The 26,379-nt window shown below is 68.5% G+C and carries 25 protein-coding genes and 1 riboswitch; of the genes, 15 read left to right on the forward strand and 10 right to left on the reverse strand.

Annotated elements, in window-relative coordinates:
• The first annotated feature begins 100 nt into the window (after positions 1-100).
• Complete coding sequence (locus tag BAMB_RS13755; protein WP_011657851.1) at positions 101-1,543, forward strand: DEAD/DEAH box helicase; 1,443 nt, start codon at positions 101-103, stop codon at positions 1,541-1,543.
• On the opposite strand, the gene BAMB_RS13760 is transcribed toward BAMB_RS13755, so the two are convergent.
• From BAMB_RS13760 to BAMB_RS13770, 3 genes are all read right to left on the reverse strand, one after another.
• Positions 1,537-2,046 (reverse strand): hypothetical protein, encoded by a 510-nt coding sequence (locus BAMB_RS13760; RefSeq protein WP_011657852.1) that lies wholly within the window; start codon positions 2,044-2,046, stop codon positions 1,537-1,539. The genes BAMB_RS13755 and BAMB_RS13760 overlap by 7 nt on opposite strands.
• A gap of 66 nt (positions 2,047-2,112) precedes the next feature.
• Positions 2,113-2,940: a ferritin-like domain-containing protein gene (locus tag BAMB_RS13765; RefSeq protein ID WP_011657853.1), complete on the reverse strand. Its 828-nt coding sequence runs from the start codon at positions 2,938-2,940 to the stop codon at positions 2,113-2,115.
• A gap of 314 nt (positions 2,941-3,254) precedes the next feature.
• On the reverse strand, positions 3,255-4,895 hold the full coding sequence (locus tag BAMB_RS13770; RefSeq protein ID WP_011657854.1) for a gamma-glutamyltransferase family protein: 1,641 nt from the start codon (positions 4,893-4,895) through the stop codon (positions 3,255-3,257).
• A gap of 224 nt (positions 4,896-5,119) precedes the next feature.
• On the opposite strand from BAMB_RS13770, the gene BAMB_RS13775 reads away from it, so the two are divergent.
• Both BAMB_RS13775 and BAMB_RS13780 read left to right on the forward strand, forming a co-directional pair.
• The gene (locus BAMB_RS13775) at positions 5,120-5,899 is read left to right on the forward strand and encodes a DeoR/GlpR family DNA-binding transcription regulator (RefSeq protein ID WP_012364650.1); all 780 of its coding nucleotides are present in this window, start codon (positions 5,120-5,122) and stop codon (positions 5,897-5,899) included.
• A 305-nt stretch (positions 5,900-6,204) separates the two neighbouring features.
• A complete protein-coding gene (locus BAMB_RS13780; RefSeq protein WP_006751304.1) occupies positions 6,205-6,402 on the forward strand; it encodes a hypothetical protein in 198 nt (65 codons plus the stop codon).
• Positions 6,403-6,491: 89 nt separating this feature from the next.
• Here the strand turns inward: BAMB_RS13780 and BAMB_RS13785 are convergent, their stop codons facing one another.
• The gene (locus BAMB_RS13785) at positions 6,492-6,860 is read right to left on the reverse strand and encodes a hypothetical protein (protein WP_011657856.1); all 369 of its coding nucleotides are present in this window, start codon (positions 6,858-6,860) and stop codon (positions 6,492-6,494) included.
• A 162-nt stretch (positions 6,861-7,022) separates the two neighbouring features.
• Here BAMB_RS13785 and glpD point away from each other — a divergent pair, with 162 nt between their 5' ends.
• The 3 genes from glpD (at position 7,023) to BAMB_RS13800 (ending at position 10,955) form a co-directional block, all read left to right on the forward strand.
• Positions 7,023-8,546: a glycerol-3-phosphate dehydrogenase gene (glpD, locus tag BAMB_RS13790; RefSeq protein WP_011657857.1), complete on the forward strand. Its 1,524-nt coding sequence runs from the start codon at positions 7,023-7,025 to the stop codon at positions 8,544-8,546.
• 105 nt (positions 8,547-8,651) lie between these two features.
• The gene (glpK, locus tag BAMB_RS13795) at positions 8,652-10,154 is read left to right on the forward strand and encodes a glycerol kinase GlpK (RefSeq protein ID WP_011657858.1); all 1,503 of its coding nucleotides are present in this window, start codon (positions 8,652-8,654) and stop codon (positions 10,152-10,154) included.
• 84 nt (positions 10,155-10,238) lie between these two features.
• Positions 10,239-10,955, forward strand: coding sequence for an MIP/aquaporin family protein (locus BAMB_RS13800; RefSeq protein WP_006757965.1), 717 nt, complete (start codon positions 10,239-10,241; stop codon positions 10,953-10,955).
• 129 nt (positions 10,956-11,084) lie between these two features.
• On the opposite strand, the gene BAMB_RS13805 is transcribed toward BAMB_RS13800, so the two are convergent.
• The 3 genes from BAMB_RS13805 to BAMB_RS13815 are packed head-to-tail and all read right to left on the reverse strand — an operon-like array spanning position 11,085 to position 13,770.
• Entirely contained in the window at positions 11,085-12,335 is a 1,251-nt protein-coding gene (locus BAMB_RS13805; protein WP_011657859.1) for an NAD(P)/FAD-dependent oxidoreductase, read from the reverse strand.
• 4 nt (positions 12,336-12,339) lie between these two features.
• Positions 12,340-12,648, reverse strand: coding sequence for a non-heme iron oxygenase ferredoxin subunit (locus tag BAMB_RS13810; RefSeq protein WP_011657860.1), 309 nt, complete (start codon positions 12,646-12,648; stop codon positions 12,340-12,342).
• A gap of 36 nt (positions 12,649-12,684) precedes the next feature.
• Positions 12,685-13,770, reverse strand: a complete 1,086-nt coding sequence (locus BAMB_RS13815) for a fatty acid desaturase family protein (protein WP_408580311.1) — start codon at positions 13,768-13,770, stop codon at positions 12,685-12,687.
• A 172-nt stretch (positions 13,771-13,942) separates the two neighbouring features.
• Between BAMB_RS13815 and BAMB_RS13820 the strand changes: the two genes are divergently transcribed.
• The 6 genes from BAMB_RS13820 to BAMB_RS13840 all read left to right on the forward strand — a co-directional run bounded on the left by BAMB_RS13820 (position 13,943) and on the right by BAMB_RS13840 (position 19,161).
• On the forward strand, positions 13,943-15,007 hold the full coding sequence (locus BAMB_RS13820) for a LacI family DNA-binding transcriptional regulator (RefSeq protein WP_041491395.1): 1,065 nt from the start codon (positions 13,943-13,945) through the stop codon (positions 15,005-15,007).
• Positions 15,008-15,149: 142 nt separating this feature from the next.
• A complete protein-coding gene (locus tag BAMB_RS13825; RefSeq protein WP_011657863.1) occupies positions 15,150-16,184 on the forward strand; it encodes a hypothetical protein in 1,035 nt (344 codons plus the stop codon).
• Between the two features lie 35 nt (positions 16,185-16,219).
• Positions 16,220-17,050, forward strand: a complete 831-nt coding sequence (locus tag BAMB_RS13830) for a TIM barrel protein (protein WP_011657864.1) — start codon at positions 16,220-16,222, stop codon at positions 17,048-17,050.
• Between the two features lie 104 nt (positions 17,051-17,154).
• Entirely contained in the window at positions 17,155-17,286 is a 132-nt protein-coding gene (locus BAMB_RS36100) for a hypothetical protein (RefSeq protein WP_011657865.1), read from the forward strand.
• 44 nt (positions 17,287-17,330) lie between these two features.
• The gene (gene iolG / locus BAMB_RS13835) at positions 17,331-18,317 is read left to right on the forward strand and encodes an inositol 2-dehydrogenase (RefSeq protein ID WP_011657866.1); all 987 of its coding nucleotides are present in this window, start codon (positions 17,331-17,333) and stop codon (positions 18,315-18,317) included.
• Between the two features lie 157 nt (positions 18,318-18,474).
• Complete coding sequence (locus tag BAMB_RS13840; protein WP_041491396.1) at positions 18,475-19,161, forward strand: HAD family hydrolase; 687 nt, start codon at positions 18,475-18,477, stop codon at positions 19,159-19,161.
• A 90-nt stretch (positions 19,162-19,251) separates the two neighbouring features.
• Here the strand turns inward: BAMB_RS13840 and ribB are convergent, their stop codons facing one another.
• From ribB to BAMB_RS13855, 3 genes are all read right to left on the reverse strand, one after another.
• Positions 19,252-19,962: a 3,4-dihydroxy-2-butanone-4-phosphate synthase gene (ribB, locus tag BAMB_RS13845; protein ID WP_006751298.1), complete on the reverse strand. Its 711-nt coding sequence runs from the start codon at positions 19,960-19,962 to the stop codon at positions 19,252-19,254.
• Positions 19,963-20,080: 118 nt separating this feature from the next.
• Positions 20,081-20,229, reverse strand: a riboswitch (FMN riboswitch).
• Positions 20,230-20,439: 210 nt separating this feature from the next.
• Positions 20,440-21,123 carry a helix-turn-helix domain-containing protein gene (locus tag BAMB_RS13850; RefSeq protein WP_011657868.1) on the reverse strand — a complete coding sequence of 228 codons (684 nt, stop codon included), beginning with the start codon at positions 21,121-21,123 and terminating at the stop codon, positions 20,440-20,442.
• A gap of 200 nt (positions 21,124-21,323) precedes the next feature.
• The gene (locus BAMB_RS13855; protein ID WP_011657869.1) at positions 21,324-22,499 is read right to left on the reverse strand and encodes an MFS transporter; all 1,176 of its coding nucleotides are present in this window, start codon (positions 22,497-22,499) and stop codon (positions 21,324-21,326) included.
• Between the two features lie 147 nt (positions 22,500-22,646).
• Here BAMB_RS13855 and BAMB_RS13860 point away from each other — a divergent pair, with 147 nt between their 5' ends.
• The 3 genes from BAMB_RS13860 (at position 22,647) to BAMB_RS13870 (ending at position 26,310) form a co-directional block, all read left to right on the forward strand.
• A complete protein-coding gene (locus BAMB_RS13860) occupies positions 22,647-23,579 on the forward strand; it encodes a LysR family transcriptional regulator (RefSeq protein ID WP_011657870.1) in 933 nt (310 codons plus the stop codon).
• A 277-nt stretch (positions 23,580-23,856) separates the two neighbouring features.
• Positions 23,857-25,230, forward strand: a complete 1,374-nt coding sequence (miaB, locus tag BAMB_RS13865) for a tRNA (N6-isopentenyl adenosine(37)-C2)-methylthiotransferase MiaB (RefSeq protein ID WP_011657871.1) — start codon at positions 23,857-23,859, stop codon at positions 25,228-25,230.
• 33 nt (positions 25,231-25,263) lie between these two features.
• Complete coding sequence (locus tag BAMB_RS13870; RefSeq protein WP_011657872.1) at positions 25,264-26,310, forward strand: PhoH family protein; 1,047 nt, start codon at positions 25,264-25,266, stop codon at positions 26,308-26,310.
• The last annotated feature ends 69 nt before the right edge of the window (positions 26,311-26,379 follow it).

Here is a 26,379-nt window from a genome sequence, read left to right on the forward strand (position 1 = left end):
TGCGGGAAAACCGCAGCCGCGCCCCTTTGCTTTTTGCGACGCCATTCCCCGCGCAGGCCGCGCGAGGCGTCGCAAATCATAAAACTCAAGAGTGGTATCTATGTCTTTCGAATCTCTCGGCTTGGCCGAACCGCTGGTCAAGGCGGTCAATGAGCTCGGCTACACATCGCCGACCCCCATCCAGCAGCAGGCCATCCCCGCCGTCCTCGGCGGCGGCGACCTGCTCGCCGGCGCACAGACCGGCACCGGCAAGACCGCCGGCTTCACGCTGCCGATCCTGCAGCGTCTGCACACGTATTACGCCGAGCATCGCGGTGCAAAGCGCGCGGTGCGTGCGCTGATCCTCACGCCGACGCGCGAACTCGCCGCCCAGGTCGAGGAAAGCGTGCGCGCATACAGCAAGTACGTGAAGCTGCGCTCGACCGTGATGTTCGGCGGCGTCAGCATCAATCCGCAGATCGACGCACTCAAGCGCGGCGTCGACATCGTCGTCGCGACGCCGGGGCGTCTGCTCGATCACATGCAGCAGAAGACGATCGACCTGTCGAATCTCGACATCCTCGTGCTCGACGAAGCCGACCGGATGCTCGACATGGGCTTCATCCACGACATCAAGCGCGTGCTGGCGAAGCTGCCGCCGCAGCGCCAGAACCTGCTGTTCTCGGCTACGTTCTCCGACGAGATCAAGTCGCTCGCCGACAGCCTGCTCGATTCGCCGGCGCTGATCGAAGTCGCGCGCCGCAACACCACCGCGGAAAGCGTCGCGCAGAAGATCCACCCGGTCGATCGCGATCGCAAGCGCGAGCTGCTCACGCACCTGATCCGCGAACACAACTGGTTCCAGGTGCTCGTGTTCACGCGCACCAAGCACGGCGCGAACCGGCTCGCCGAACAGCTGACGAAGGACGGCATCAGCGCGATGGCGATCCACGGCAACAAGAGCCAGTCGGCCCGCACGCGCGCGCTCGCGGAGTTCAAGAGCAGCACGCTGCAGGTGCTGGTCGCGACCGACATCGCCGCACGCGGGATCGACATCGACCAGCTGCCGCACGTCGTCAACTTCGACCTGCCGAACGTGCCGGAAGACTACGTGCACCGGATCGGCCGCACGGGCCGCGCGGGCGCGACCGGTGAAGCCGTGTCGCTCGTGTGCGTCGACGAGAAGCAGCTGCTGCGCGACATCGAGCGGCTGATCAAGCGCGAGATTCCGCAGGAAGTGATCGCGGGCTTCGAACCCGATCCGAGCGCGAAGCCGGAACCGATCCAGCAGCGCCGCGGCCAGCAGCCGCGTGGCGGCAATGCCGGCGGCGGCGGTGGCAATCGCCAGCCGCGAGCAGGCGGCTCAGGCCAGCCGGCCGCGAAGCGTGAAGGCGGTGCTCAGCCGAAGGCCGCGAAGGCAGCCAAGCCGCGCACGGCCGGCGGCGCGGGCGGCAATGCCGGCGGCGGCCGTCCGTCCGGCGGCAACGCCGCACGCCCCGCGAGCGGCAACGCCGCGCACCCGAACCGCAACCGTTCGTCGCGCAGCGGCCAGCGCGGTCACTGAAGCCGCGCGGCCGCGCGCCGCAGGTGCTCGACCTGGCTTTGCCAGCGCGCGAGCACCTCGGCGCGCATCTCTCCTTCCAGCGCAAACGTGACACCCGTCGCGAGACGCGCATAGCCGACCCGCTGCGCATCGCCGTGCGCGATCGTCGCGGCGAAGCCGGCCAGTCCGCCGAAGTCTCCTTCGAGCGGCTCGATCCTCAGTTGTGCCTGAAAAAATGCGCCGTCCGCGACGAGCGTCAGCGCGGCCGCGCGGCGCTGCGCGATCGCACGCGCCGCGCGCGATTGCGGCCATAGCGCGAGCAGCAGCATATGCGCGTCGCGCGCATGAATCTCGCCGACACTGAGCAGCGTCGTGCGCAGCTGGTCGTCGTCGGTCGCGACGATCAGCGACGCGGCGAAGTCGGCATGGCGCTCGAGCGCGGTGCCGTCGAACAGCGCGACGACGGCCGGCGGCCACGCGTCGAACGTCCATTGTTCGAGCGCGTGGCGATGGGAATCGGTCATGATGGCGGCCCCGGTGAAAAGCAGACGATGATGCCGCAGCATACGCGCTGGGCCGCGCGGTGACGATCAGCGCATGAACACGTGCCGCGTGATCTTCGTCAGCGGATAGTGGACGCCCGGCTGGATCTTCGCGGGCAGGTCGAGCGGCTTGAGCAGCATCTTCACGCACATGTCGGCCGACAGGTTGCGCCGCACGAGCGAGCTGATGCGGGCGACGCGCTCGCGGTTGTACTGGCTGTCGCCGACGCGCTCCGGATAGCGGATCGCGAACACGTGGCGCAGCGCGATCTCCGAATCCTCGTTCTTGATTTCCATCACGCGGCGCATCAGCGCGCCGAGCACCGCGAGCCGGCCGTTGCCTTCGAGCTTGTTGTACTTCTTGAAGAACTTGAAGAAGTGCTTGTAGTGACGCACTTCGTCGGTGCGGATGTTGTCGGTGATTTCCTTCAGCACCGGCTCGTCCGAGCATTCGTTGATCGCACGATAGAGCGTGGCCGTGCCCGTCTCGACGACGCAGCGTGCGACCATCTCGAGCGCGCGGGTCTTCTCGAACGCGTCGACCGAGCAGGTCTTCGAATACTCGGCGAAGAAATTCGCGAACGCGGTGTCCCAGTCGAACTCGGGCCACACGTGCGCGATGTACGCCTTCAGCGCGCGCCCGTGCTGCAGTTCCTCGGGCTCCCACGCCGTGTTGAGCCACGCGGACACTTCCGGGTCGTCGTTGAAGAACTCGCTCAGGTTGCTCGTGTAGAGATCCGAGCCGCTTTCGATGAACGACGACGCGCACAGCAGCAGCAGCAGATCCTCGTTTGCGGCGGCACGCTGACGATCGATCCGGTTCAGGTCGATGTCCTCGATACGCCACGGCATGACATGCGTCGTTTCAGTAGGCATGGTGATGCGCTCCCAGTCGTCGCGCGGCCGCCCGGCCGATGCCCTCGGCACGGGCCCGGCGCGCCCGCAGGCGACGTGTTGCTTGCATTTATAGTGGATTGGTCCGGCCGAACCATGCTGGCATCTTAGCCGCACTTGAATGTTCGTGCTTCAAAGCACTGACCATGCCCGGCTGGCGCAGTTCCGCCGCGGGTGTTGCGGTTCGTTAGACGAGTTCTTCGAACCGGCTGCGCGCGCTCGGTGGCATGCGCGGCATCAGGCAAGACGGGCGGCCATTCGGCCGCCCGTCGCACGCAAAAAGTGGAAGCGTTCCGTCAGAAACCGGCCGCGAGGCCATCGCGACGGCTGTCGCTCGCGGCCACGTAGCCGCGGTCGGGATCGTCGGGATCGAGGCGCCACACGAACTGCCCCGAGCCGAAATCCATGTAAGGATCGTCGACCGACTTGATCGTATGGCCGCGCGCGGCGAGCGCGTCGACCGTGTCGCGGTTCATCGTCGCCTCGACGTCGAGCGTGAAGTCGCGATTGACCTTCCAGCGCGGCGCGCAGCACGCGGCCTGCGGCTGCTGTCCGTAGCCGAGCATCCGAATGATGGTCTGCAGATGGCCCTGCGGCTGCATGTCGCCGCCCATCACGCCGAAGCTCATCACGGCCTCGGTGCGGCCGTCGATCTCCTCGGTGACGAACGCCGGGATGATCGTGTGGAACGGCCGCTTGCCGCCCGCGACGACGTTCGGCGAGCGCGGGTCCATCGAGAAGCCGTGCCCGCGGTTCTGCAACGCAATGCCCGTCCCGGGCACGACGAGCCCCGAGCCGAAGCCCATGTAGTTCGACTGAATGAAGCTCACCATCATCCCGCGCTCGTCCGCCGCCGACAGATAGATCGTGCCGCCCGAATGCGGCCGCCCGGCGGCGAAGTGCGTCGCGCGCGTGCGATCGATCAGCTTCGCGCGTTCGGCGAGATACGCGTCGTCGAGCATCTGTTCGGGCGTCAGTTCCATCGCACGCGGATCGGCGACGTAGCGATAGACGTCCGCGAACGCGAGCTTCATCGCCTCGATCTGCAGGTGCTGCGAGTCGACCGAATCGACGGGCCATTCGGTCACGCCCGCGTGCTCGGCGATCCCGAGCGCGATCAGCGCGGCGATGCCCTGCCCGTTCGGCGGGATCTCGTGGATCGTGTGACGGCCGAAGCGCTTGCCGATCGGCTCGACCCATTCCGGGCGGTAGCCGTGCAGATCGGCTTCGGTCAATGCGCCGCCGCCTTCGCGCGCGAACACCGCGAGTTGCGCGGCGAGCGCGCCCTCGTAGAACGCGCGCGGGCCGTCCTTCGCGAGCGTGCGCAGCGTGCGCGCATGGCCCGGCAGGCACATGCGCTCGCCGACGAGCGGCGCGCGCCCGCGCGGCATGAAGGTATCGGCGAAGCCCGGCAGCCCCTGCAGCTCGGGCACCGCGGCCGCCCACTTGTGCGCGACGATCGGCGACACCGAATAGCCGCGCTCGGCAAGCTCGATCGCCGGCTCAAGGAGGTCCGCGAACGGCAGCGAACCGAACTTCGCATGCAGCGCTTCCCAGCCCGCGATCACGCCCGGCACCGTCACGGTGTCCCAGCCGCGCGTCGGTTTGTTCGCGATGCCGTGCGCGTTTTCGCCGTGGCGCTTGCGGAAGTAGTCGGGGTTCCACGCGGCCGGCGCGACACCCGATGCATTCAGCCCGGACAACCGCCCGCCGTCCCACACGAGCGCGAACGCATCGCCGCCGAGCCCGCACGACACGGGCTCGACCACCGTGATCGCGGCCGCGGCGGCCAGCGCCGCATCGACGGCATTGCCGCCCTTCCACAGCATCCGCAGCCCGGCCTGCGCGGCGAGCGGGTGCGACGTCGACACGACGTTGCGCGCAAACACCGGAATGCGGATCGTCGGATACGGGTTGTGCCAGTTGAAGTCAGTCATCGGTGCCACCTCGTCGAAAGCAGAATGAACGCGCCGCGCGCAGGCTCGGCGTGCGCGGACAGTCCGCCATTGCAGCGCGATCCGCGCGATCGCGCAAATTCATTTGTCAAATTAATCCATGCACTTTTCGCATGAATGACGGGCTACCGTGCGCCGCGCGCCGGCCGAACGCCCTTTCCGCCCCTTACAATACGCGCTCCGCCTCACGATCCGACCGCCCAGCCATGACCCGAGATCCCCGCCTCACCCTCAACGCGCGCCAGCAGGAATTGCTCGAATGGGTGCAGCGCGACGGCTTCGTGACCGTCGACGATCTCGCCGCGCACTTCGCGGTCACGCCGCAGACGATCCGCCGCGACGTCAACTGGCTCGCGGATCTGAACCTGCTGCGCCGCTACCACGGCGGCGCGAGCCTGCCGACCAGCTCGGAGAACGTGTCGTACACCGCGCGCCAGCGGATGTTCCACGACGAGAAGCGGCGCATCGCGGCGCTGGCGGCATCGCACATCCCCGACCAGGCGTCGCTGTTCATCAACCTCGGCACGACGACCGAGGAAGTCGCGCGCGCGCTGAACCGCCATCACGGGCTGCATGTGATCACGAACAACCTGAACGTCGCGTCGATGATGAGCGGCTATCCCGACTGCGAGGTGCTGATCACGGGCGGCATCGTGCGGCCGTGGGACAAGGGGATCGTCGGCGAACTCGCGATCGACTTCATCCGCCAGTTCAAGGTCGACTACGCGATCATCGGCACGTCGGCGATCGAGGCCGACGGCACGCTGCGCGACTTCGACACGCGCGAGGTGCGCGTGGCCGAGGCGATCATGCAGCATGCGCGCACGGTCTACCTCGTCGCCGACCACTCGAAGGTCGGCCGCCCGGCGCTCGTGCGCCAGGGGCATCTGAGCCAGGTCCATGCGCTCTTCACCGACAAGCCGCTGCCGCCGGAGATGGCCGACGCGGTAGCCGCCGCAGGCACCGAAGTGTACGTCGCTGAATAACGCTTGCGATGCTGCACCGCACCCGAAACTTCAAGTGAAATCAAGAAGTTGGCGCACCGACCGAACCGCTAGCGACCCGCGTGCCTGTCAAACGGAAAATTAACGGGGCACGATTTGTCGTTGCTCGCGCGCTCGACTAGACTCCAGTTCCCCGGCCCGTTCGCCCGATCCGCCCGTGCCAAGGCGTGTGCGAACTCCCAGGCCGGCCAATACAGCTTTCCCCCCAAGCCATACCCCCGTGTGGGGTATCGCGCTGCGGCGTTCGCGCCGGCCGCGCGGGCATACTGGTCGCCATGGAGAGAACGATGCTGAGTCCGCATGAATTCGCCACGCTATTGCTTGTGAAGGACGCTCCCGATCAAACCAACATGGATCGGGACGAAATCGACGCACTGCTCGAACAGCAGCTCGTCCGCCTGGAAGGGCTCGGCTCGGGACGCAAATACTGCGTGACCGAGACCGGCGACGCCGCGTTGCGATCCATCAAATACCGATATTCCTGAACTACCGCTGCTCCTGACCTGAGCGCGCGCGGCCGGATTTCCGGCCGCGCCGCTTTTCCGCCTTTCCCGCCTCTGTCAGCTTCCCCGCGTCAGCCGCCGCGCAGCGTCGGATCGACCGCGGCCCGCCAGCTGACGGCCTGCGCACGTGCGCCGTTGAAATACGCGACCCAGCCGGCGCGCCCCGCCGCATCGGGTGCCGCATAGCGCGCCGAAAGTTCGTTTACGAACGCGCAATAGTTCGCTTGCGTGAGGCCGCGATACCGTTTCGCCACGTACGCGTCGTACAGCGTCGAGTAGACCGGCTGCGCGTCCGCGCCCCAATCGTGCGCGGTGCCGCCGCACGACGTCTGCAGGTCGACGAATGACGGCGCACGCCAGTTGCCGGCAAGCGGCGGCGTGCCCGAAGCGCACCCTGCCAGAACGACGGCGCAAACGCCGGCCCACATCCCAATACGCATGATTCACCTCGTGAAACGGTCGATTCCGCCAGTATCGTCCGGGATCGCCCGGCGCGCTACTGGCCCCGCTTTTTCGAACTTTACTTTTTCGATTTCGTTCGTTAAATTTCGAATTCGAACATTTCATGTTCGCCCATTTCCATCAGACGATAAGGACAGCAGGTGACCCAACCGAATCGCTACGATCTGCTCGTCGTCGGCGGCGGCATCAACGGCGCGGGCATCGCGCGCGATGCGGCCGGCCGCGGCCTGTCGGTCCTGCTCTGCGAGCAGGACGACCTCGCGTCGCACACGTCGTCGTGCAGCACGAAGCTGATTCACGGCGGCCTGCGCTATCTCGAATACAACGAATTCGGACTCGTCCGCAAAGCGCTGCAGGAGCGCGAGACACTGCTGCGCGCGGCGCCGCACATCATGTGGCCGCTGCGCTTCGTGATGCCGCACATGCCGAACCTGCGGCCGGCCTGGCTGATCCGCATCGGCCTGTTCCTCTACGATCACCTCGCGAAACGCGAACTGCTGCCCGGCTCGCGCGGCATCGACATGCGCCGCCATGCGGCCGGCGCGCCGCTGATCGACTCGATCAAGCGCGGCTTCGTGTATTCGGACGGCTGGGTCGACGATGCGCGCCTCGTCGTGCTGAACGCGCTCGACGCGAAGGAGCGCGGCGCCGAGATCCTCACGCGCACGAAGCTCGTGTCGGCGGAGCGCCACGGCGACGAATGGGAAGCGCGGCTGCAGCACGCGGACGGCTCGATTCGCGTCGTGCGCGCGCGCGCGGTCGCGAACGCGGCCGGCCCGTGGGTCGGCGACGTGCTGCACGGCGCGCTCGGCCGCGGCGCGCAGCACAGCGTACGGCTCGTGAAGGGCAGCCACATCATCACGCGGCGCCTGTTCGATCACGACCACGCGTACATCTTCCAGAACCCGGACAAGCGGATCATCTTCGCGATTCCGTACGAGCACGATTTCACGCTGATCGGCACGACCGACGTCGAATACACGAACGATCCCGCGAAGGTCGCGATCGATCGCGACGAGACGCAGTATCTGTGCGATTCGATCAACCGCTATTTCAAGCGCAAGATCTCGCCGGCCGACGTGCACTGGACCTATTCGGGCGTGCGCCCGCTGCTCGAGGACGAGAACGCCGCGAACGCATCGGCCGTCACGCGGGACTACCGCCTCGAGCTGGACGACGGCGCTGGCGCGCCGCTGCTGTCGGTATTCGGCGGCAAGATCACGACCTTCCGCAAGCTCGCGGAAGAAGCCGGCGACCTGCTGTGCGGCGCGCTCGGCCGCGATGCGAAGACCTGGACCGCCGGCGCGCCGCTGCCGGGCGGCGACATCGCGAACGCGAAGTTCGACGTGTTCGCCGATGCGTTCGCGAAGCGCCATCCGTGGCTGCCCGCCGCGCTCGCGCGCCGCTATGCGCGTGCGTACGGCACGCGCGCCGAACGCGTGGTCGACGGCGCGCGCTCGCTTACCGATCTCGGCACCGAAATCGCGCCGGGCCTCTACGACGCCGAACTGCGCTACCTGCGCGACGTCGAATGGGCGACCTGCGCGCAGGACGTGCTGTGGCGTCGCTCGAAGCTCGGCCTGCACGTCGCGCCGGGCACGCTCGACGCGGTGACGGCCGCGGTCGACGCGTGGTTCGCCGCCGCGCACGCGCCGCACGCGTAATCCGTTTGCAGTTGCAGTTGTCTTACCGATGTTGATTCACCGACGCGCCGCCCGACATGCGGCGCGCATCACAACTACGCCGATCCACGGATGGAGATGAGAGACATGCAGGACCAGTACATCCTCGCGCTTGACCAGGGCACCACGAGTTCCCGCGCAATGCTGTTCGATCGCCAGGGCAATATCGTATCGATTGCCCAGAAGGAATTCGAACAGATCTACCCGCAACCCGGCTGGGTCGAGCACGACCCTCAGGAAATCTGGTCGACACAGGCGGGCGTCGCGGCGGAAGCCGTCACGCGCACCGGCCTGAACGGCACGTCGATCGCCGCGATCGGCATCACCAACCAGCGCGAGACGACGATCGTCTGGGATCGCGAGACGGGCCAGCCCGTCTACAACGCGATCGTCTGGCAGGACCGCCGCACCGCCGACTTCTGCGATTCGCTGAAAAAGCAGGGCCTCGAGGCGAAGGTGCGCGCGAAGACCGGCCTGCCGATCGACTCGTACTTCTCCGCGACGAAGATCCGCTGGATCCTCGACAACGTGCCGGGCGCGCGCGACAAGGCACGCCAGGGCAAGCTCGCGTTCGGCACCGTCGACAGCTGGCTCGTGTGGAACTTCACGAAGCACGAGCTGCACGTGACCGACGTGACGAACGCGTCGCGCACGATGCTGTTCAACATCCACACGCGCGAGTGGGACAGCGAGCTGCTCGAACTGCTCGACATCCCGCGCAGCATGCTGCCGGACGTGAAGGCGTCGTCGGAAATCTACGGCCACACGAAAACCACCGTGTTCGCGTCGAAGATCCCGCTCGCGGGCATCGCCGGCGACCAGCACGCGGCGCTGTTCGGCCAGATGTGCACGACGTCGGGCATGGTGAAGAACACCTACGGCACTGGCTGCTTCCTGATGATGAACACCGGCGACAAGCCGATCGAGTCGAAGAACAACCTCGTCACGACGATCGCCTGGCAGATCGGCGACGACGTGCAGTACGCGCTCGAAGGCAGCATCTTCATCGCGGGCGCGGTCGTGCAGTGGCTGCGCGACGGCGTCGGCATCATCAAGACCGCCGCTGAAATCGAAGCGCTCGCCGCGAGCGTGCCGCATACCGACGGCGTCTATCTCGTGCCGGCGTTCGCCGGCCTCGGTGCGCCGCACTGGAACGCGCGGGCGCGCGGTTCGGTGTTCGGCGTGACGCGCGGCACGACGTCCGCGCACCTCGCGCGCGCGGCGCTCGATGCGATCGCGTACCAGTCGCTCGACGTGCTGGCCGCGATGGAGGCCGACTCGGGCATCAGCATCGGCGAGCTGCGCGTCGACGGCGGCGCGAGCGCGAACGACCTGCTGATGCAGTTCCAGGCCGACCTGCTCGGCGTCGACGCGGTGCGTCCGCAGATCACCGAGACGACCGCGCTCGGCGCGGCCTACCTCGCCGGCCTCGCGATCGGCTACTGGAAGAACCTCGACGAAGTGCGCAGCCAGTGGCAGCTCGATCGCCGCTTCGCGCCGTCGATGCCGAAGGAGCAGGTCGAGCAACGCATGGCCGGCTGGCAGCGCGCGGTGCGCGCCGCCAAGGCATGGGCCGACGACACGCAGTAACCGCGGTACATCTAAACAAACGAAATACAACAACACCGGCGGACCGCGCGGCGCGCGAGTCCGCCGTCATCTACGAGAGACAACATGTCACCTTATATTGCGGAATTCATTGGCACGGCGATCCTCGTGCTGCTCGGCAACGGCGCGGTCGCAAACGTGCTGCTTGCGAAGACCAAGGGCAAAGGCGCGGATCTGATCGTCATCGTGATGGGCTGGGCGATGGCGGTGTTCGTCGCTGTCTACGTGACGGCGTCGTTCAGCGGCGCGCACCTGAACCCGATCGTCACGATCAGCCTCGCGCTCGCGGGCAAGTTCGCGTGGTCGAAGGTCGGCGGCTACATTGTTGCGCAGATGCTCGGCGGGATGGCCGGCGCGTTGCTCGTGTGGCTCGCGTATCGCCAGCACTTCGCGAAGGAAGCCGATGCGGACCTGAAGCTCGCGGTGTTCTGCACGGCGCCCGCGATCCGCAGCGTCACGCACAACGTGCTGACCGAAGCGATCTGCACGTTCGTGCTGATTCTCGGCGTGCTGTACCTCGCGTCGCCGCAGGTCGGCCTCGGCGCGCTCGACGCGCTGCCCGTCGGCTTGCTCGTGCTCGGCATCGGCATCTCGCTCGGCGGCCCGACCGGCTATGCGATGAGCCCGGCGCGCGACCTGTCGCCGCGCCTGATGCATGCGCTGCTGCCGATCCCCGGCAAGCGCGACAGCGACTGGCGCTATGCGTGGGTGCCGGTGATCGGCCCGCTGCTCGGCGGCGCCGCCGCGGCCGGCCTGTATCTGCGTCTGCACGCGATGGCCTGAGCAACGTTTCTTCACTCGAGTGCGAGCGCGCGGCAGCGGCTGCCGCGCGCTTACGGTTCTTCCGCCCTTCTTCCTCCTCCCTCTTCCCTTCGGGCACGGCCGCCGCCTCGCCGGCAACCCACACCGCCGCTAGCGATCGCCCGCGGCCGGCACCAGCGACTTCAGCTTCATCCCCGCATCCGCGACCGCGGCCGGGCTCACGCCGATCCCGCGCTCGACCAGCAGGCGCGCGACGCGCATCTCCTTCACGAATCCCGACGCACGGCCGAAGCCGCTCGCCGCGACGAGCCGCTCGCCCGCATCGAAGTGGAAATGGATTTCCGCGTCGTCGCCGAGCACGCGCGCGACCGTCCGCTCGCCGAGCGCAGGCTCGCCGGCGACCTGCAGCTGCGCGTCGTATTGATCGGACCAGAACCACGGCATCTCACGATACGGTTCGTCGGCGCCGAGCATGTTGCGGGCGGCGACGCGCGCCTGCGTTTCGGCGCCGTGCCAGGTTTCCTGACGCACGAGCCGCCCTGACGCCGCGCTCGGGAACACCGCGACATCGCCGGCCGCGTAGATGCCGCGCGCCGACGTCTCGAGCCGCGCGTTCACGACGATGCCGCGCTCGACGACGAGGCCCGCGTCGCGCGCCAGCTCGTCGGCCGGTTCGATCCCGATGCCGGCGACCACCGTATCGGCGATCAGCGTGTCGCCGTCGTCGAGCACGACGGCCAGTGCGCCGTCCACCATCCGCTCGATCGCGACGGGCCGGCGGTTCAGTCCGATCGAGACGCCCCGCCGCACATGCAGCGCGTGCACGCGTGCAGCGATCGGCTCCGGCACCGCGCGCCCGAGCAGGCGCGGCGCCGCATCGAGCACGCTCACGCGCGCGCCGCGCAAGCGCGCCGACGCCGCGACCTCGAGGCCGATGAAGCCGCCACCGATCAGCACGATCCGCGCATCGGGCACGAGCCGCGCGCCGAGCACCGCCGCATCGTCGAGCGTGCGCAATGCGAATACGCCGTCGAGTTCCGCACCCGGAATCGCGAGGCGGCGCGCGCGGCCGCCGGTCGCGAGCAGCAGCGCGTCGTAGGTGAAGCCGCGGCCACCCGATACGTGTACCTCGCGCGCAACCGGATCGATCCGCTCGACCGTCGCGACGAGCGGCTCGATGCCGTCCGCGCGCCACGCATCCGGGTCGCGCAGCCCGCATTGCGCCGCGCTGCGCTCGCCGGTCAGCACCCCCTTCGACAACGGCGGCCGCTCGTACGGCAGGTGCGCCTCCGCGCCGATCAGCACGATGCGTCCGCGCCAGCCGCCCTCGCGCAGCACCTGCGCCGCCCGGCCGCCCGCGTGTCCCGCGCCGACGATCGCCATCACCCGGTCGTTCGCCATCGCGTCACACCTCGATCAGGATGCGGCCGTCCTCGACCTTCGCGCGGTAGGTGCGCAGTTTTTCGCAGGCCGGCGCCGACAGCGCGCGGCCGTCGCGCACGTCGAAACGCCCGTTGTGCTTCGGACATTCGATCACGTGGTCGATCACCAGCCCATCCGCGAGATGCACGTGCTCGTGCGTGCACAGCCCGTCGCTCGCATACACGTTCCCGTCGATCCGGTAGATCGCGTAGGTGCGGCCGTCGTGGTCGAAGCGGGCGACGTCCTCGTCGTCGATATCGTCGAGGGCGCCGGTGTCGATCCATTGCGTCATGATGCGTGTCTCCTTCGTTGGAATCTTCAATGCCGGTCATGCACGCGCGGCGTCCGGCACCGGCCGCACGACGTGATGGGACGGGTCGCGCGTCTGCCGGACCAGCGCCGGCACGATCTCCGCATACGCGGCCAGCGTGCTGGGGTACGGCGGCGGCATGTCGGCCTTCACGGCGTCGTGCAGCTTCGGCAGCGCGTGGAACGGCACCATCGGGAACATGTGGTGTTCGACGTGGTAGTTCATGTTCCAGTACAGGAAGCGGAACACCGGATTCATCATCACGGTCCGGCAGTTGCGCCGGTGATCGAGCACGTTCTCGGGCATGCCCGCGTGCTGCGTGAGGCCGAAGTACAGGTACAGCCACGCACCGTAGAGGCTCGGCAACCCGATGTAGAGCAGCGGCAGGATCGTGTGCCAGTACAGCGCCGCGGCGATCACGACGGCATAAACGGTCAGATGAATCCGCGCTTCGCGCACGACCTTCGGCCACTCCGATTCGGGCACGTAGGTGCGCTCCGCGTCGTCGAGCCGGCCGGCGAACGCGAGCACGGCCATCTTGCGCAGCTCGCTCGTCACATGCTTGAGCGCAATCACGTTCAGCGCGAGCCCGAGCCAGTCGGTCGGCTTCGGCGCGGCGATCTCCGGATCGCGCCCGACGACGAGCGTGTCGGTGTGATGGCGCGCGTGGCTCCAGCGCCATACCGTCGCGCGGCGGAACACCTGGAACGACGCGACCTGGTACAGCACGTCGTTCATCCAGCGCGTGCGGAACGCGGTGCCATGCCCGCACTCGTGCCAGCGCGAGTCGGCCGGGCTGCAGTACAGCGTGCCGTACACGAAGAACGCGGGAATCGCCCACGCGGAATGCGCACGCCATGCGAGCCACGCGAGCACGCCGCTCGCGACGATCGCCGCGTACCAGATCAGCGTGTCGCGGATCGCGCGCGCGTCGTCGCGCTGCATCAGCTGCTTCATCAGCGGCCGCGGCACCGCGCACCGATACCACTCGGCGTTGACGAGCCCCGCCGCCCGCGCGCGCTCGCCAGCGCCGCCGATCATTCGGTATTCCTGACGGCGCGCCGCCGCGCTGCGATCGTGCGCCTGGTCGTCCGTATGGGCCACGCGTGTCTCCTGGTTTTTCGTTCTCGGGAAGCGCGGTGAGCGCTTCGTCATGCATTCAAAATTAGGCGACGGCCCTGGCCCGCTCAATCGAAACGTTGACGAAATTTCGCCATCGCTTTAGCGTTCCGGACAGCGCCACGCACCGATGGCGACGAACAACATGGAGACGACCATGACCGACCCGTCCGGTCCGCGCTGGCGCAAGCGCACCGCGCGCTTCGACGAGATCGCGGCACTCGCCGGGGTCAGCACGACCACCGTCGACCGCGTGCTGAACGAGCGCGGCAGCGTGTCCGCGCAGGCGCGCGAACGCGTGGTGGCGGCCGCGCGCAAGCTCGGCGTGCCGCGCCAGTTGCCGGACACGCGGCATGGGCTGCTCCACGTCGACGTCCTGCTGCCGGACACCGACGCGCCGTTCTTCCGGCGGCTGCAGCAGGCGCTGCAGCGCTCGCTGCAGATGCTCGACCGGCGCGTGGTCGTGCACCGGACCATCCTGCCCGCCGCGGACGACGAACGCGCCGCCGCGCTGATCGAGCGGCCCGCCTATCGGCGCGCGGCGCTGATCGTCACCGCACGCGACACGCCGCGCGTGCGCGATGCGCTGGCCGGTGCGATCGCGCGCGGCGAAACCGTCGTCACGATGGTCACGGACATCGGCGGCGGCGCGCGCGTGCACTACGCGGGCATCGACAACTATCGCGCCGGGCGCACGGCCGGCTACTACATCGGCCGCCTCGCGGCGCACCCCGGCCGCGTGCTGTTGCTGGGCGGACGCATGGGCTATCGCGCGCACGCCGACCGGATGGCCGGCTGCGTCGACCAGTTAAAGGAGGCGTTCGCCGCCCTCGCCTGCGACGATGCGCCGGTCGAAACGCTCGACCAGGACGACCGCTGCTACCGCGCGGTCACGAACGCGCTGCACACGTACGACGATATCGTCGGGATCTACAACAGCGGCGCCGGCTCGGCCGGCATCGAGGCCGCGCTGCGCAAGGCCGGCGCGGCCGGACGCGTCGTCTGGGTCGGGCACGAGATGATCGACCTGCACCGCACCTACATCGAGGCCGGCTCGATGGACATCGCGATCGACCAGGATCCGGACGGCCAGGCGATCTCCGCGCTGCAGCATGTGCTGCATGCGTGCGGCATCGTCGACCAGCCGCCGCCGGGCGACCCGGTCGAATTCCGCGTGTTCTGCTCGGCCAACGTGCGCACCAGCGCGTATCTGCAGACCTGACGCCGCGTCGCGCGTCGCGCGGAGGTGCGGCGCGAAAAATCGACCGCCGCATTGGCGATTTTTCGTCAACGTTTGTCATGCGGCGCGCGCGGCATGTCCGTACATTTGGCAGCCATCCAGGGACCAGGACGGACGGGAGACGATGGCTGAAGCGATCCTCATCGGCGTAAACCTCGACGGCGTGCTCGAACACGACGGCCTGCCGCTGCCCACGCCGGCCGAGCGGTTCCGGATGATCGCCGGCGCCGGCGCGTTCGACTATGTCGAAAAGAACCCGGTGCGCGGCGAGGATCTCGCGCCGTACTTCGCGCTGGTCGACCGGCATGCGCTGCCGATTCGCGTGATCGGCGGCATCTGGCGCGCCGGCCGCGACGAAGCGCATGTCGACGAGATCATCGACGCCGGCGCGCGGTTCGGCAGCACGGTGCTCAACTGCCAGCTGTACGCGCACCACGCGGACGGTCATCCGTTGTCGGACCGCGAAGTCGCCGCCTTCTACCTGCGCGCGTACGAACGCGGCGAGCCGGTCGGCTGCCTGCCGAGCCTCGAAGTGCACGTCGACATGTGGAGCGAGGATTTCCGGCGGGTCGCGCGGGTCGCGCAATGCGTCGAGCGGGCCGGCGCGCCGTTCAGGATCACGCTCGACCATTCGCATCTGCTGTTCAAGATCGGCAATCGCGGCGAACTCGACGCGTCAGGCTTGCACGAGCCGGCCGGCAGCGCGCGCCACTTGCTCGACCCGGCGTCGCCGTCGGCCGTCTACGCCGACTGGATCGCACGCGGCTGGGTCCGGCACGCGCATGCGCGCAGCGTGATCCCGAACAATCCGGAGAACCGCTGGATGCGCCGCGCGGACGGCCGGCCCGGCCGCGGAATCCAGTATCCGTTCGTCGAACCGGCGCCAGGCGTCTATCACGGCGATTGGCATGCGGCGCCGCTCGACACATGGAAGACGGCGCTGTGGCAGCTGCTGCAGTGGCAGGTCCATGCGCGGCCGACGTTGCTCGAGCAGATCAGCTGCGAGTTCATTCCGTTTCCGGACTACGGCGGCGGCGCCCGCTATTCGATCTTCGACAACAACGTCGCGTGCGCGCAGTGGCTGCGCGACACGTGGCACGCGCTTGCCGCGCAGCCGGCGGATACGCCGGCCGCCGGCTGCGCGCGCAGCTTTACCTGATTCGCCCGCCCCACCCGAGACCTGAGGACCGAACGATGACGCAACCAGCATTCCATTTTTCGCTGAACCGGATGAGCGCGCCGCGCCTGCCGCTCGACCGCTATGTCGCACTGTGCCGGCGGCTCGGCGTCGACTCGATCGAGATCCGCAACGATGTCGACGGCATCGAGATCACCGACGGCACGCCGGCCTCGGCCGTGCGCGCGACGGCCGAGGCCGGCGGCGTGACGATCCTGACGATCAACGCGCTGCAGCGCTTCGAGCAATGGAATGCCGAACGCGCGGACGAAGCGACCGTGCTCGCCGACTACGCCGCGCAATGCGGCGCGCGCGCACTGGTGCTGTGCCCGACCAACAGCCGCGCCGACACGCGCAACGCCGACGCGCGCCACGCAGATCTCGTGAAGGCGCTGAACGCGCTCAAGCCGATCCTCGCTGCGCGCGGCCTCCTCGGCTTCATCGAGCCGCTCGGCTTCGAGGAATGCGCGCTGCGCCGCAAGTCGGACGCGGTGAAGGGCATCTACGCCGCGACCGGCGAACAGGTATTCCGGCTCGTGCACGACACGTTCCACCATCACCTGTCGGGCGAGGACATCTTCTTCCCGAACCTGACGGGCCTCGTGCACATCTCGGGTGTCGAGGAAAGCAACCTGCCGATCGACCGGATGCGCGACGGCCATCGCGTGCTGGTCGGCATGGCCGACCGGCTCGGCAACGTCCGACAGCTGCGCGAACTGCTCGCACGCGGCTATCGCGGCGCGTTCTCGTTCGAGCCGTTCGCGAACGAGATCGCTGAAGCGGATGACATCGAACAGGGGCTGCGCGCCAGCATCGATTACCTCCGCGGCGAGCTCGCGGCTCGCTGAGCGTCGCGGCGACGCACGGTCCGTCCGGCCACGCATCGCTCTTCGCGCTCGGCGGCGCGTACAGCCTGTCGAAGCGCACCCTGCGCTATGCGACCGTCGCGCACGTGCGCAACGCGAGCGACTCGAATTTCTCGGTCGCGAACAACAACCCCGGCACGGACGACGACAACCTCGCGAATCCGCTGCCGGGCCGTTCGCAGACCGGCGTGAACATCGGCATCAACCATTCGTTCTGACGCCGCGCGCTGTCGGAACCCAACGGAGTCAACAGGAGAACGACATGATCGAATTCGCTTTGTTCGGTGCGGGAAGAATCGGGAAGATCCACGCGGCGAATCTGGCGCGCCACCCGGGCGCGAAACTCAAGTACGTGGTCGATCGGCATGCGCCGTCGGCCGACGCGCTCGCGCATGCGCACGGCGCGCAGGTCGCCGACATCGAACGCGCGCTCGGCGACACGTCCGTGCAGGCCGTCGTGATTGCATCGAGCACCGATACGCACGCAGACCTGATCGTGGCGGCGGCGAACGCGGGCAAGGCCGTGTTCTGCGAGAAGCCGGTCGACCTGAGCGTCGCACGCTCGCGCGAATGCGCGGAGGTCGTGCGCCGCCGCGGCATCACCTGCATGATCGGCTTCCAGCGCCGCTTCGACCCGACCTTCGCCGCGCTGAAGGCGCGCGTCGAGCGCGGCGACATCGGCGCGCCGGAAATGCTGGTCGTCACGAGCCGCGACCCTGGCGCGCCGCCCGTCGACTACATCCGCAGCTCGGGCGGCATCTTCAAGGACATGCTGATCCACGACTTCGACGTGTTCCGCTGGATCCTCGGCGACGAAGCGCAGACGCTGCATGCGACCGGCAGCTGCCTGACCGATCCGGCCGTGGGCGACGCCGGCGACCTCGATTCGACCGCCGTGACGATCCGCACGCGGCGCGGCCTGCTGTGCCAGATCAATACGTCGCGCCGCGCGGCGTACGGCTACGACCAGCGCTTCGAGCTGCTCGGCAGCAAAGGCATGCTGCAGGCCGGCAACGTGCGGCCGACCGAAGTGACCGCGTGGTCGGCGAACGGCGTCGCCACCGACGTGCCGGAGCCGTTCTTCCTTGAGCGCTACCGGCACGCCTACGCGGCCGAGATCGCGCACTTCGTCGATGCGCTGCGCGACGGCACGCCGGTCAGGACGACGATCGACGACGGGCTCGCCGCGCTCGAGCTGGCGGAGGCCGCGATGAAGTCGTGGCAGACGGGGCGCGTGATCGAGGTGTGACGTGCACGGCGGCGCCGTGCGGCGATACCGTGCCGCGTCCGGTACGCCGGATCGATCCGACCGCGCAAGCAGCTCGCCGAACGGTGCGCGGCACGGCCGCGAAAGCACGTATCATGGCGGCATGATCGGCGTCGCCGACACCCGCCTTTTCACCACCATGCTCGATCACCTTATCTGCGACTGCGACGGCGTGCTCGTCGACAGCGAAGTCATTGCCGACCGCGTGCTGTTCGAAACGCTGTCCGCCACCTTCCCCCACCTCGATTTCGAAGACGCCGCGAAGTCCGCGTTCGGCCAGCAGACGTCGCGCTTTCTCGCCGGGCTCGAAGCGCATTTCGGCATCCGGATGCCGGACGGCTTCATCGAGACCATCGAGCGCAACATCGAGACCGGTCTCGCGCAATCGCTCGCACCGATCACCGGCGTGCGCGATGCGTTGCTGAAGGTCAGCCTGCCGGCCGCGGTGGTATCGAACAGCCGGCTCGTGCGCGTGCGCAGCTCGCTGAAACGCGCGTCCCTCACCGAAATCTTCGGCGATCGCGTGTTCAGCTCCGAGCAGGTCGCGCGGCCAAAGCCCTACCCTGACGTGTACCTGCATGCGGCGAACACGCTCGGCGTCGCGCCGGCGCGCTGCATCGTCGTCGAGGACAGCGTGTCGGGCCTGAACGCCGCGCGCGCGGCGGGCATGAAGACGATCGCGTTCGTCGGCGCGAGCCACATCCCCGACAACTACGCGGACGCGCTGCGCGCGATGGGCATCACGCGGATCATGCGCAGGATGGATGAACTGCCGGCGCTCGTCGCGGCCGGCCTGCGCGGCGAATTCGGCGACGTGCAGTCCTGACGAGCGGCCGCGCCGCAGCGACAGAAGCGGCGTGCGGCTCGATGCGCACGCCGTCCCGCGGGCGCATCGGCGCGCCCGCCGTACCGGCTGTCAGGCCGGCTCGCAGCAGCGCTCGCGCGCGGCCGCCAGCGCCTCGCGGAATTCCACCAGCTCCGCGATCGTCAGCATCGGCAGCCCGTGCTGCTGCGCGAAACGCTCGACGTCGTCGCCGCGCGTCATCGTGCCGTCCGGATTCATCAGCTCGCACAGCACGCCGGCCGGCTTCAAACCCGCGAGGATCGACAGGTCGACCGTTCCTTCGGTGTGACCGCGGCGCGCCAGCACGCCGCCCGGTTGCGCACGCAACGGAAACACGTGGCCGGGGCGCACGATGTCGTACGGCTTCGCGTCGTCGGCGATCGCCGCGCGAATCGTCGTCACGCGGTCGGCCGCGGACACGCCGGTATGCACGCCTTCGCGTGCCTCGATCGATACGGTGAACGCGGTGCCGTTGCGGCTCTCGTTGGTCTGCACCATCGGCGGCAGCTCGAGCGCGCGGACCTTGTCGTCGGTCAGGCACAGGCACACGATGCCGCTGCATTCGCGGATCAACAGCGCCATCGTCTCGGGGGTGATGCGCTCGGCGGCGACGATCAGGTCGGCCTCGTTTTCCCGGTCGTGATCGTCCTGCAACACGACCGCGCGGCCCGCGCGCAATGCGTCGAGCGCGGCGGCGATGCGCGGCGGCACCGGTTCGGAATCGAGCAACGGGAGATCGGCAAAGGCGTCGGCAGGTGCCGACGAAACGGACAGGAAGGACATGTGAAACGCTCCTCGCAATTTCGATTTGGGCGAAAAACGTTTCAGGGCATTGCAAACAGACAGAACGACAACCCGCTCCGCACGCACGGCGAAGCGGCCCTGACGGACATGACTATCTGCACATCTTCTCTCATCCGGACTATGACCGTCGGCTCTGGCATTCGACCAGATCTGCTGACCCCGCGCGGTTGCGCGGGCGCTCGCGGGCTCGCCGGCTTTCGCCAGCCTACCGCCGGTGGGGAATTTCGCCCCGCCCTGAAGACGCACTGATTGCCGGCCGGGAATGCCCCGGAAAACCGGCGGGCCAAGCATACCTCAGCTGCGCGCGCCGCGCAGCCAACCACACCTAAAACCTTACTGACGACTCCGTCTAGCGGCATCGTCCGAACGGCCGGTAGCAGGCCGACATCAGGCCGGTGCGGCCGTCCCGAACGGCACCGGGCGCCGGCCCGACCCGGACCGGCAACCCGCCCGCGCTCAGCCTGCCGCGTGCGCGGCGTCGGGCACGAGCCAGCGCGGCGGCACTTCGGGGCTCACCGTCACGCGGAACGCGCGCGCTTCGCTGTCGCCCGGGTTGCGCAGGCTGTACGGCTGGTCGGCGTCGAACACGATCGCGTCGCCGGTCGCGAGCAACTGGCGGCGATCGTGCACGCTGACTTCGAGCGTGCCCTCGCTGACGACCAGGTTGACCGTCGTGCCGGGCGCGCGGCGCGTGCCGGGCTCCGTGTGCAGCGGCGCGATCCGCAGCTCGTGGAATTCGGCCGCGGCCGGTTCGCCCTCCGGATACAGCGCACGCGCCGAGAAACGGCCGCTCGAGCTGACGACGCGCGCCGCGCGCTCCGCCGCCAGGTGCTCGAAGCCGTTCACCGCGTGGCGGCGCAGGAACGCGGCGACCGACACCTTCAGCGCCGCGGCGATCTTGCAGAGCACCTTGATCGACGGCACGCTGCGTGCGGATTCGATCTGCGCGAGCATCGCACGCGATACGCCGGACAGACGCGCGAGCGCATCGAGCGACAGTTGCCGCTCGGCACGCAAGCGCGCGAGGTTCACGCCGACGACCTGCTCGAGGAGGTCGAGCGACGCGGCCGCTCGCGCGCCGGCGGCCTCGCCGGACTCGAAGGAAGACACGTCGCGCACCAGCGCCAGGGATGAAGACATAGCATGGCCTCCGGGCCGCCGTGCGGCCCTGCGAATGGGGTGAGCCGGAATCGGGTTGCGCCACGAACGGCGCGTATCGAGACGCTATCACCCGGCCCTGCCGCGGCAAACGAAGTTATCTTCACACCGTTATCAGCATCGCGGAGGAATGCGTTCGTCGCGAACGTTTTCCCGTCGCGATGGCATCGGCGCAGCGCCGCTCAATGCGCGGCCGGCGCCGCGCCGCGCGCCGGCGCGCGCGCATCGAGCCGCATCGCGAACCACGTGACGACGAGCGCCGCGAACGTCACCGCGACGGCGACCCACGGCAGCGCATCGAGCGCGAAGCCGTGTTCCAGCGCCAGTCCGCCGAGCCACGCACCGCCCGCATTGCCGACGTTGAAGGCGCCGATGTTCAGCGTCGACGCGAGATGCGGCGCGCTCGCGGCCTTCTCGACGACGCGCGCCTGCAGCGGCGGCACCGTCGCGAACGCGGCGATCCCCCACACGAACACCGTCACCGCGGCCGCGACCGGCAGGTGGCTCGTCTTCGCGAACACGGCCATCACCGCCATCAGCGCGACCAGGATCGCGATCAGCGACGGCATCAACGCGCGGTCGGCAAGCTTGCCGCCGAGCGTGTTGCCGACCGTGAGCCCGGCGCCGAACAGCACGAGGATCAGCGCGACCGCCCGCGGCGAATAGCCGGTGACGGTTTCGAGGATCGGCGCGATGTACGTGAACACGACGAACACGCCGCCGAAGCCGAGCACGGTCATCAGCAGCGCGAGCCAGACCTGCGGCTCCTTCAGCACGCGCACTTCGTGGCCGAGGCCGACGGGGCCGCCGTCATGACGGTTCGGCACCAGCAGCGCGACGCCGCCGAGCGACAGCACGCCGAGCGCGGCGACGATCCAGAACGACGCGCGCCAGCCGAGCAGTTGGCCGACGAACGTGCCGAACGGCACGCCGAGCACGTTCGACAGCGTAAGGCCCGTGAACATCAGCGCGATCGCGCTCGCGCGCTTGTCGGCCGGCACGAGCGACGCGGCGACCACCGCGCCGATCCCGAAGAACGAGCCGTGCGCGAACGACGTGACGACGCGCGCGACCATCAGCATCGCGTAGCCGGACGCGCTCGCGCACAGCACGTTGCCGACGATGAAGATCGCCATCAGCAGCAGCAATGCGGCCTTGCGCGGCATGCGGCTCGTCAGCACCGCGAGCAGCGGCGCGCCGACCGCGACGCCGAGCGCGTAGCCGGTGACGAGCAGGCCGGCCGACGGCAGCGACACGGCGAGGTCGTGCGCGACTTCGGGCAGGAGCCCCATGATGATGAATTCGGTAGTGCCGATGGCAAACGCGCTGATCGCGAGCGCCAGTAACGGGATGGGCATGACGTTCTCCGGATGGCGGCGGACGCGGCGCCCGGTCGGTGCCGCACCGCACAAAAAAGCAGGATGTGCGCGCATTGTCCCGAATACGCCTATCTTTGATAATTGGCGTGGCATTTGAACCATTTTCAAAAAATTCTGGAAAATCCCATGGATCGACTGGGCGACATCCGGCTGTTCGTCGAGGCGGCGGAACTGGGCAGCCTGTCAGCGGCCGGGCGCAAGCTGAACCTCACGCCGGCCGCCGCGAGCGCGCGCCTCGCGAAGCTCGAGGCCAAGGTCGCGACGCGACTGTTCGAGCGCTCCACCAGACAGCTGCGGCTCACCGACGAAGGCCGGCTCTACCTGAACTGCTGCCGGCAGGCGCTGCAGGCGCTCGACGACGCGCACGCGCTGCTGCAGGAAGGCCGCAACGTGGTGGCCGGCAAGGTGCGGCTGTCGTCGACGTCCGATTTCGGCCGCAACCAGCTGCTCGACTGGCTCGACGAATTCACCACGCTGCATCCGGGCGTCACGTTCTCGCTGACGGCGTCCGATTCGGCGTCGAACCTGTGGCAGGACGAAATCGACCTCGCGATCCGCTTCGCCGCGCCACCCGACGGCGCGTTGATCGCGCGCCGGCTGGCCGCGAACCGGCGCGTACTGTGCGCGGCGCCGTCGTTCGTCGCGCGCCACGGCGTGCCGGCCGATCCGCACGATCTGGCCCGCTTTCCCTGCAACGTGATCACGATCGCGTCGGGCCCGATGAACACGTGGCGCTTCACGCGCGGCGACGAAGTCCAGACGCACACGGTGCCGGTGTCGACCGCGTTCGAGACCAACGACGGCGGCCTCACCCGCGAATGGACGCTGCGCGGCCACGGCATCGCGCTGAAGTCGCTGTGGGACATCGCCGACGACGTGCGCGCCGGCCGGCTGCGCGTGCTGCTGCCCGACTGGCGGCACCAGGACGCGCCGCTGCACGCGATCTATCACAGCAAGCGCTACATGGCGCCGCGCGTGCGCGTGCTGCTCGACTTCCTCGCCGAACGCTTCGCGCGCGAGGAAGCGGCGCTCGACGACCTGCTGAACGCGTGCCGCTGACGCCGACACTGACGCTCGCGTGCGCCGCCCTATCAGGGTCGGAGCGGGCAGAACGGCGTCGCGCGGCCGCAACCCGCCGCCCGCCCGGGACGGCGCGTAAAGCTATAATGGAAGGCTTGCCCGACGGCTTTTCACGCGTGCACGCCACGCTCGCTCGACGCGCACCGCGCGCCCCGGTCCGCCACGCGGCGCCGGCACGAGCCGCTGCATCGCTGCAGCCGTCCCGATACACCCTTGACGACGCCCCCAGGTCAACCACTGCGAACGGCGAATCCCCATGACGAAAAAAGTTTACGTAAAGACCTTCGGCTGCCAGATGAACGAGTACGACTCGGACAAGATGGTGGACGTGCTCAATGCGGCCGAAGGCCTCGAAAAGACCGATACCCCGGAAGACGCGGACATCATCCTGTTCAACACGTGCTCGGTGCGTGAGAAGGCGCAGGAAAAGGTGTTCTCCGACCTCGGCCGCGTGCGCGAGCTGAAGGAAGCGAAGCCGGGCCTGCTGATCGGCGTCGGCGGCTGCGTCGCCAGCCAGGAAGGCGCGTCGATCGTGTCGCGCGCACCGTACGTCGACCTCGTGTTCGGCCCGCAGACGCTGCACCGCCTGCCGCAGATGATCGACCAGCGCCGCGCGAGCGGCCGTGCACAGGTCGACATCTCGTTCCCCGAGATCGAGAAGTTCGACCACCTGCCGCCCGCGCGCGTCGAGGGGCCGAGCGCGTTCGTGTCGATCATGGAAGGCTGTTCGAAGTACTGCAGCTACTGCGTCGTGCCGTACACGCGCGGCGACGAAGTGTCGCGCCCGCTCGACGACGTGCTGACCGAAGTGGCCGGCCTCGCCGACCAGGGCGTGCGCGAAGTCACGCTGCTCGGCCAGAACGTGAATGCATACCGCGGCGCGCTGACGGCCGGCTCGACGGAAATCGCCGATTTCGCGACGCTGATCGAATACGTCGCCGACATCCCCGGCATCGAGCGCATCCGCTACACGACGTCGCACCCGAAGGAATTCACGCAGCGCCTGATCGACACCTACGCGAAGGTGCCGAAGCTCGTGAGCCACCTGCACCTGCCGGTCCAGCACGGCTCCGACCGCATCCTGATGGCGATGAAGCGCGGCTACACGGTGCTCGAATACAAGTCGGTGATCCGCAAGCTGCGCGCGATCCGCCCGGACCTGTCGCTGTCGACCGACATGATCGTCGGCTTCCCCGGCGAGACCGAGGAGGATTTCGACAAGATGATGGCGCTCGTGCACGAGATGAGCTACGACACCAGCTTCTCGTTCATCTACAGCCCGCGCCCCGGCACGCCGGCCGCGAACCTGCACGACGACACGCCGCGCGAGGTCAAGCTCAAACGCCTGCAACATCTGCAGGCGACCATCGAGGAAAACGTCGCGCGCATCAGCCGGTCGATGGTCGGGAAGGTCGAGCGGATCCTCGTCGAGGGCCCGTCGCGCAAGGATCCGAACGAACTGTCGGGCCGCACCGAGAACAACCGGGTCGTGAATTTCCCGGCGCCGCTCGCGTCGCACCCGCGCCTGATCGGCCAGATGATCGACGTGAAGATCAACCATGCGTACCCGCATTCGCTGCGCGGCGAGCTGCTGCTCGTGAGCGACGACGCGAGCGCGGCCACCCATTGACCGACTGACGCCCGACAGGAGCCCGACGCTACTTTGAAGACCGTCCAAGCACTGGAATTCACCGCGCCGCGCGAAGACAACGCGCGCCTCGCCAACCTCTGCGGCCCGCTCGACGAGAATCTGCGGCAGATCGAACAGGCGCTCGACGTCACGCTCGCGCGGCGCGGCCACCGGATCACGATCCGCGGGCGCGGCGCGAAGCTCGCGCTCGCGGCGCTCGAGAACTTCTACAACCGCTCGCGCGATCCGCTGTCGGTCGACGATATCCAGCTCGCGCTGGTCGAAGTGCGTCACACCGCCGGCAACGGCCGCCAGGACACGCTCGACGTGCGCTTTCGCGGCGACCCGGACCATCCGTTCGACGAACCGGCCGTGCAGCTCGACGACGCGGGGCCCGAGGAGGAACCTGGGCCGAAGCTGTACACGCGGCGCGCCGACCTGCGCGGGCGCACGCCCGCTCAGCGCGAATACCTGAAGCAGATCCTGTCGCACGACGTGACGTTCGGCATCGGGCCGGCCGGCACCGGCAAGACCTACCTCGCGGTTGCGTGCGCGGTCGACGCGCTCGAGCGCGACCAGGTCAAGCGGATCGTGCTGACGCGCCCGGCCGTCGAGGCCGGCGAGCGGCTCGGCTTCCTGCCGGGCGATCTCGCGCAGAAGGTCGATCCGTACCTGCGGCCGCTGTACGACGCGCTGTACGACCTGCTCGGCTTCGACAAGACGGCGAAGATGTTCGAGCGCCAGATGATCGAGATCGCGCCGCTCGCGTACATGCGCGGCCGCACGCTGAACCACGCGTTCATCATCCTCGACGAGGCGCAGAACACGACGCCCGAGCAGATGAAGATGTTCCTCACGCGGATCGGCTTCGGCTCGAAGGCCGTCGTGACCGGCGACACGAGCCAGGTCGACCTGCCGCGCGGGCACAAGAGCGGCCTGGTGGAGGCGCAGCAAGTGCTCGGCGGCGTGCGCGGCATCGCGCTCACGCGCTTCACGAGCGTGGACGTCGTGCGTCATCCGCTCGTCGCGCGCATCGTCGAGGCGTACGACGACTTCCACGCGCAGCACAAGGACGTGTGACGCACGGGCGGCGCCCGCGCGCCGCACCGGCCCACGGCCCGGCCCGCCCGACGGCGCGCCGGGCTTTTT

This window comes from Burkholderia ambifaria AMMD (genome assembly GCF_000203915.1).
GTDB lineage: Bacteria > Pseudomonadota > Gammaproteobacteria > Burkholderiales > Burkholderiaceae > Burkholderia > Burkholderia ambifaria.

Coding starts and splice junctions, on each gene's coding strand:
- glpK (WP_011657858.1), top strand. CDS start 8,652: ATGCAGGACCAGTACATCCTCGCGCTTGACCAGGGCACCACGAGTTCC.
- BAMB_RS13765 (WP_011657853.1), bottom strand. CDS start 2,940: ATGCCTACTGAAACGACGCATGTCATGCCGTGGCGTATCGAGGACATC.
- BAMB_RS13785 (WP_011657856.1), bottom strand. CDS start 6,860: ATGCGTATTGGGATGTGGGCCGGCGTTTGCGCCGTCGTTCTGGCAGGG.
- BAMB_RS13810 (WP_011657860.1), bottom strand. CDS start 12,648: ATGACGCAATGGATCGACACCGGCGCCCTCGACGATATCGACGACGAG.
- miaB (WP_011657871.1), top strand. CDS start 23,857: ATGACGAAAAAAGTTTACGTAAAGACCTTCGGCTGCCAGATGAACGAG.
- BAMB_RS13820 (WP_041491395.1), top strand. CDS start 13,943: ATGACCGACCCGTCCGGTCCGCGCTGGCGCAAGCGCACCGCGCGCTTC.
- BAMB_RS13780 (WP_006751304.1), top strand. CDS start 6,205: ATGCTGAGTCCGCATGAATTCGCCACGCTATTGCTTGTGAAGGACGCT.
- iolG (WP_011657866.1), top strand. CDS start 17,331: ATGATCGAATTCGCTTTGTTCGGTGCGGGAAGAATCGGGAAGATCCAC.
- BAMB_RS13840 (WP_041491396.1), top strand. CDS start 18,475: ATGCTCGATCACCTTATCTGCGACTGCGACGGCGTGCTCGTCGACAGC.
- BAMB_RS13760 (WP_011657852.1), bottom strand. CDS start 2,046: ATGACCGATTCCCATCGCCACGCGCTCGAACAATGGACGTTCGACGCG.
- BAMB_RS13805 (WP_011657859.1), bottom strand. CDS start 12,335: ATGGCGAACGACCGGGTGATGGCGATCGTCGGCGCGGGACACGCGGGC.
- BAMB_RS13850 (WP_011657868.1), bottom strand. CDS start 21,123: ATGTCTTCATCCCTGGCGCTGGTGCGCGACGTGTCTTCCTTCGAGTCC.
- BAMB_RS13770 (WP_011657854.1), bottom strand. CDS start 4,895: ATGACTGACTTCAACTGGCACAACCCGTATCCGACGATCCGCATTCCG.
- BAMB_RS13860 (WP_011657870.1), top strand. CDS start 22,647: ATGGATCGACTGGGCGACATCCGGCTGTTCGTCGAGGCGGCGGAACTG.
- BAMB_RS13775 (WP_012364650.1), top strand. CDS start 5,120: ATGACCCGAGATCCCCGCCTCACCCTCAACGCGCGCCAGCAGGAATTG.
- BAMB_RS13855 (WP_011657869.1), bottom strand. CDS start 22,499: ATGCCCATCCCGTTACTGGCGCTCGCGATCAGCGCGTTTGCCATCGGC.
- ribB (WP_006751298.1), bottom strand. CDS start 19,962: ATGTCCTTCCTGTCCGTTTCGTCGGCACCTGCCGACGCCTTTGCCGAT.
- BAMB_RS13825 (WP_011657863.1), top strand. CDS start 15,150: ATGGCTGAAGCGATCCTCATCGGCGTAAACCTCGACGGCGTGCTCGAA.
- BAMB_RS13755 (WP_011657851.1), top strand. CDS start 101: ATGTCTTTCGAATCTCTCGGCTTGGCCGAACCGCTGGTCAAGGCGGTC.
- BAMB_RS13830 (WP_011657864.1), top strand. CDS start 16,220: ATGACGCAACCAGCATTCCATTTTTCGCTGAACCGGATGAGCGCGCCG.
- BAMB_RS13800 (WP_006757965.1), top strand. CDS start 10,239: ATGTCACCTTATATTGCGGAATTCATTGGCACGGCGATCCTCGTGCTG.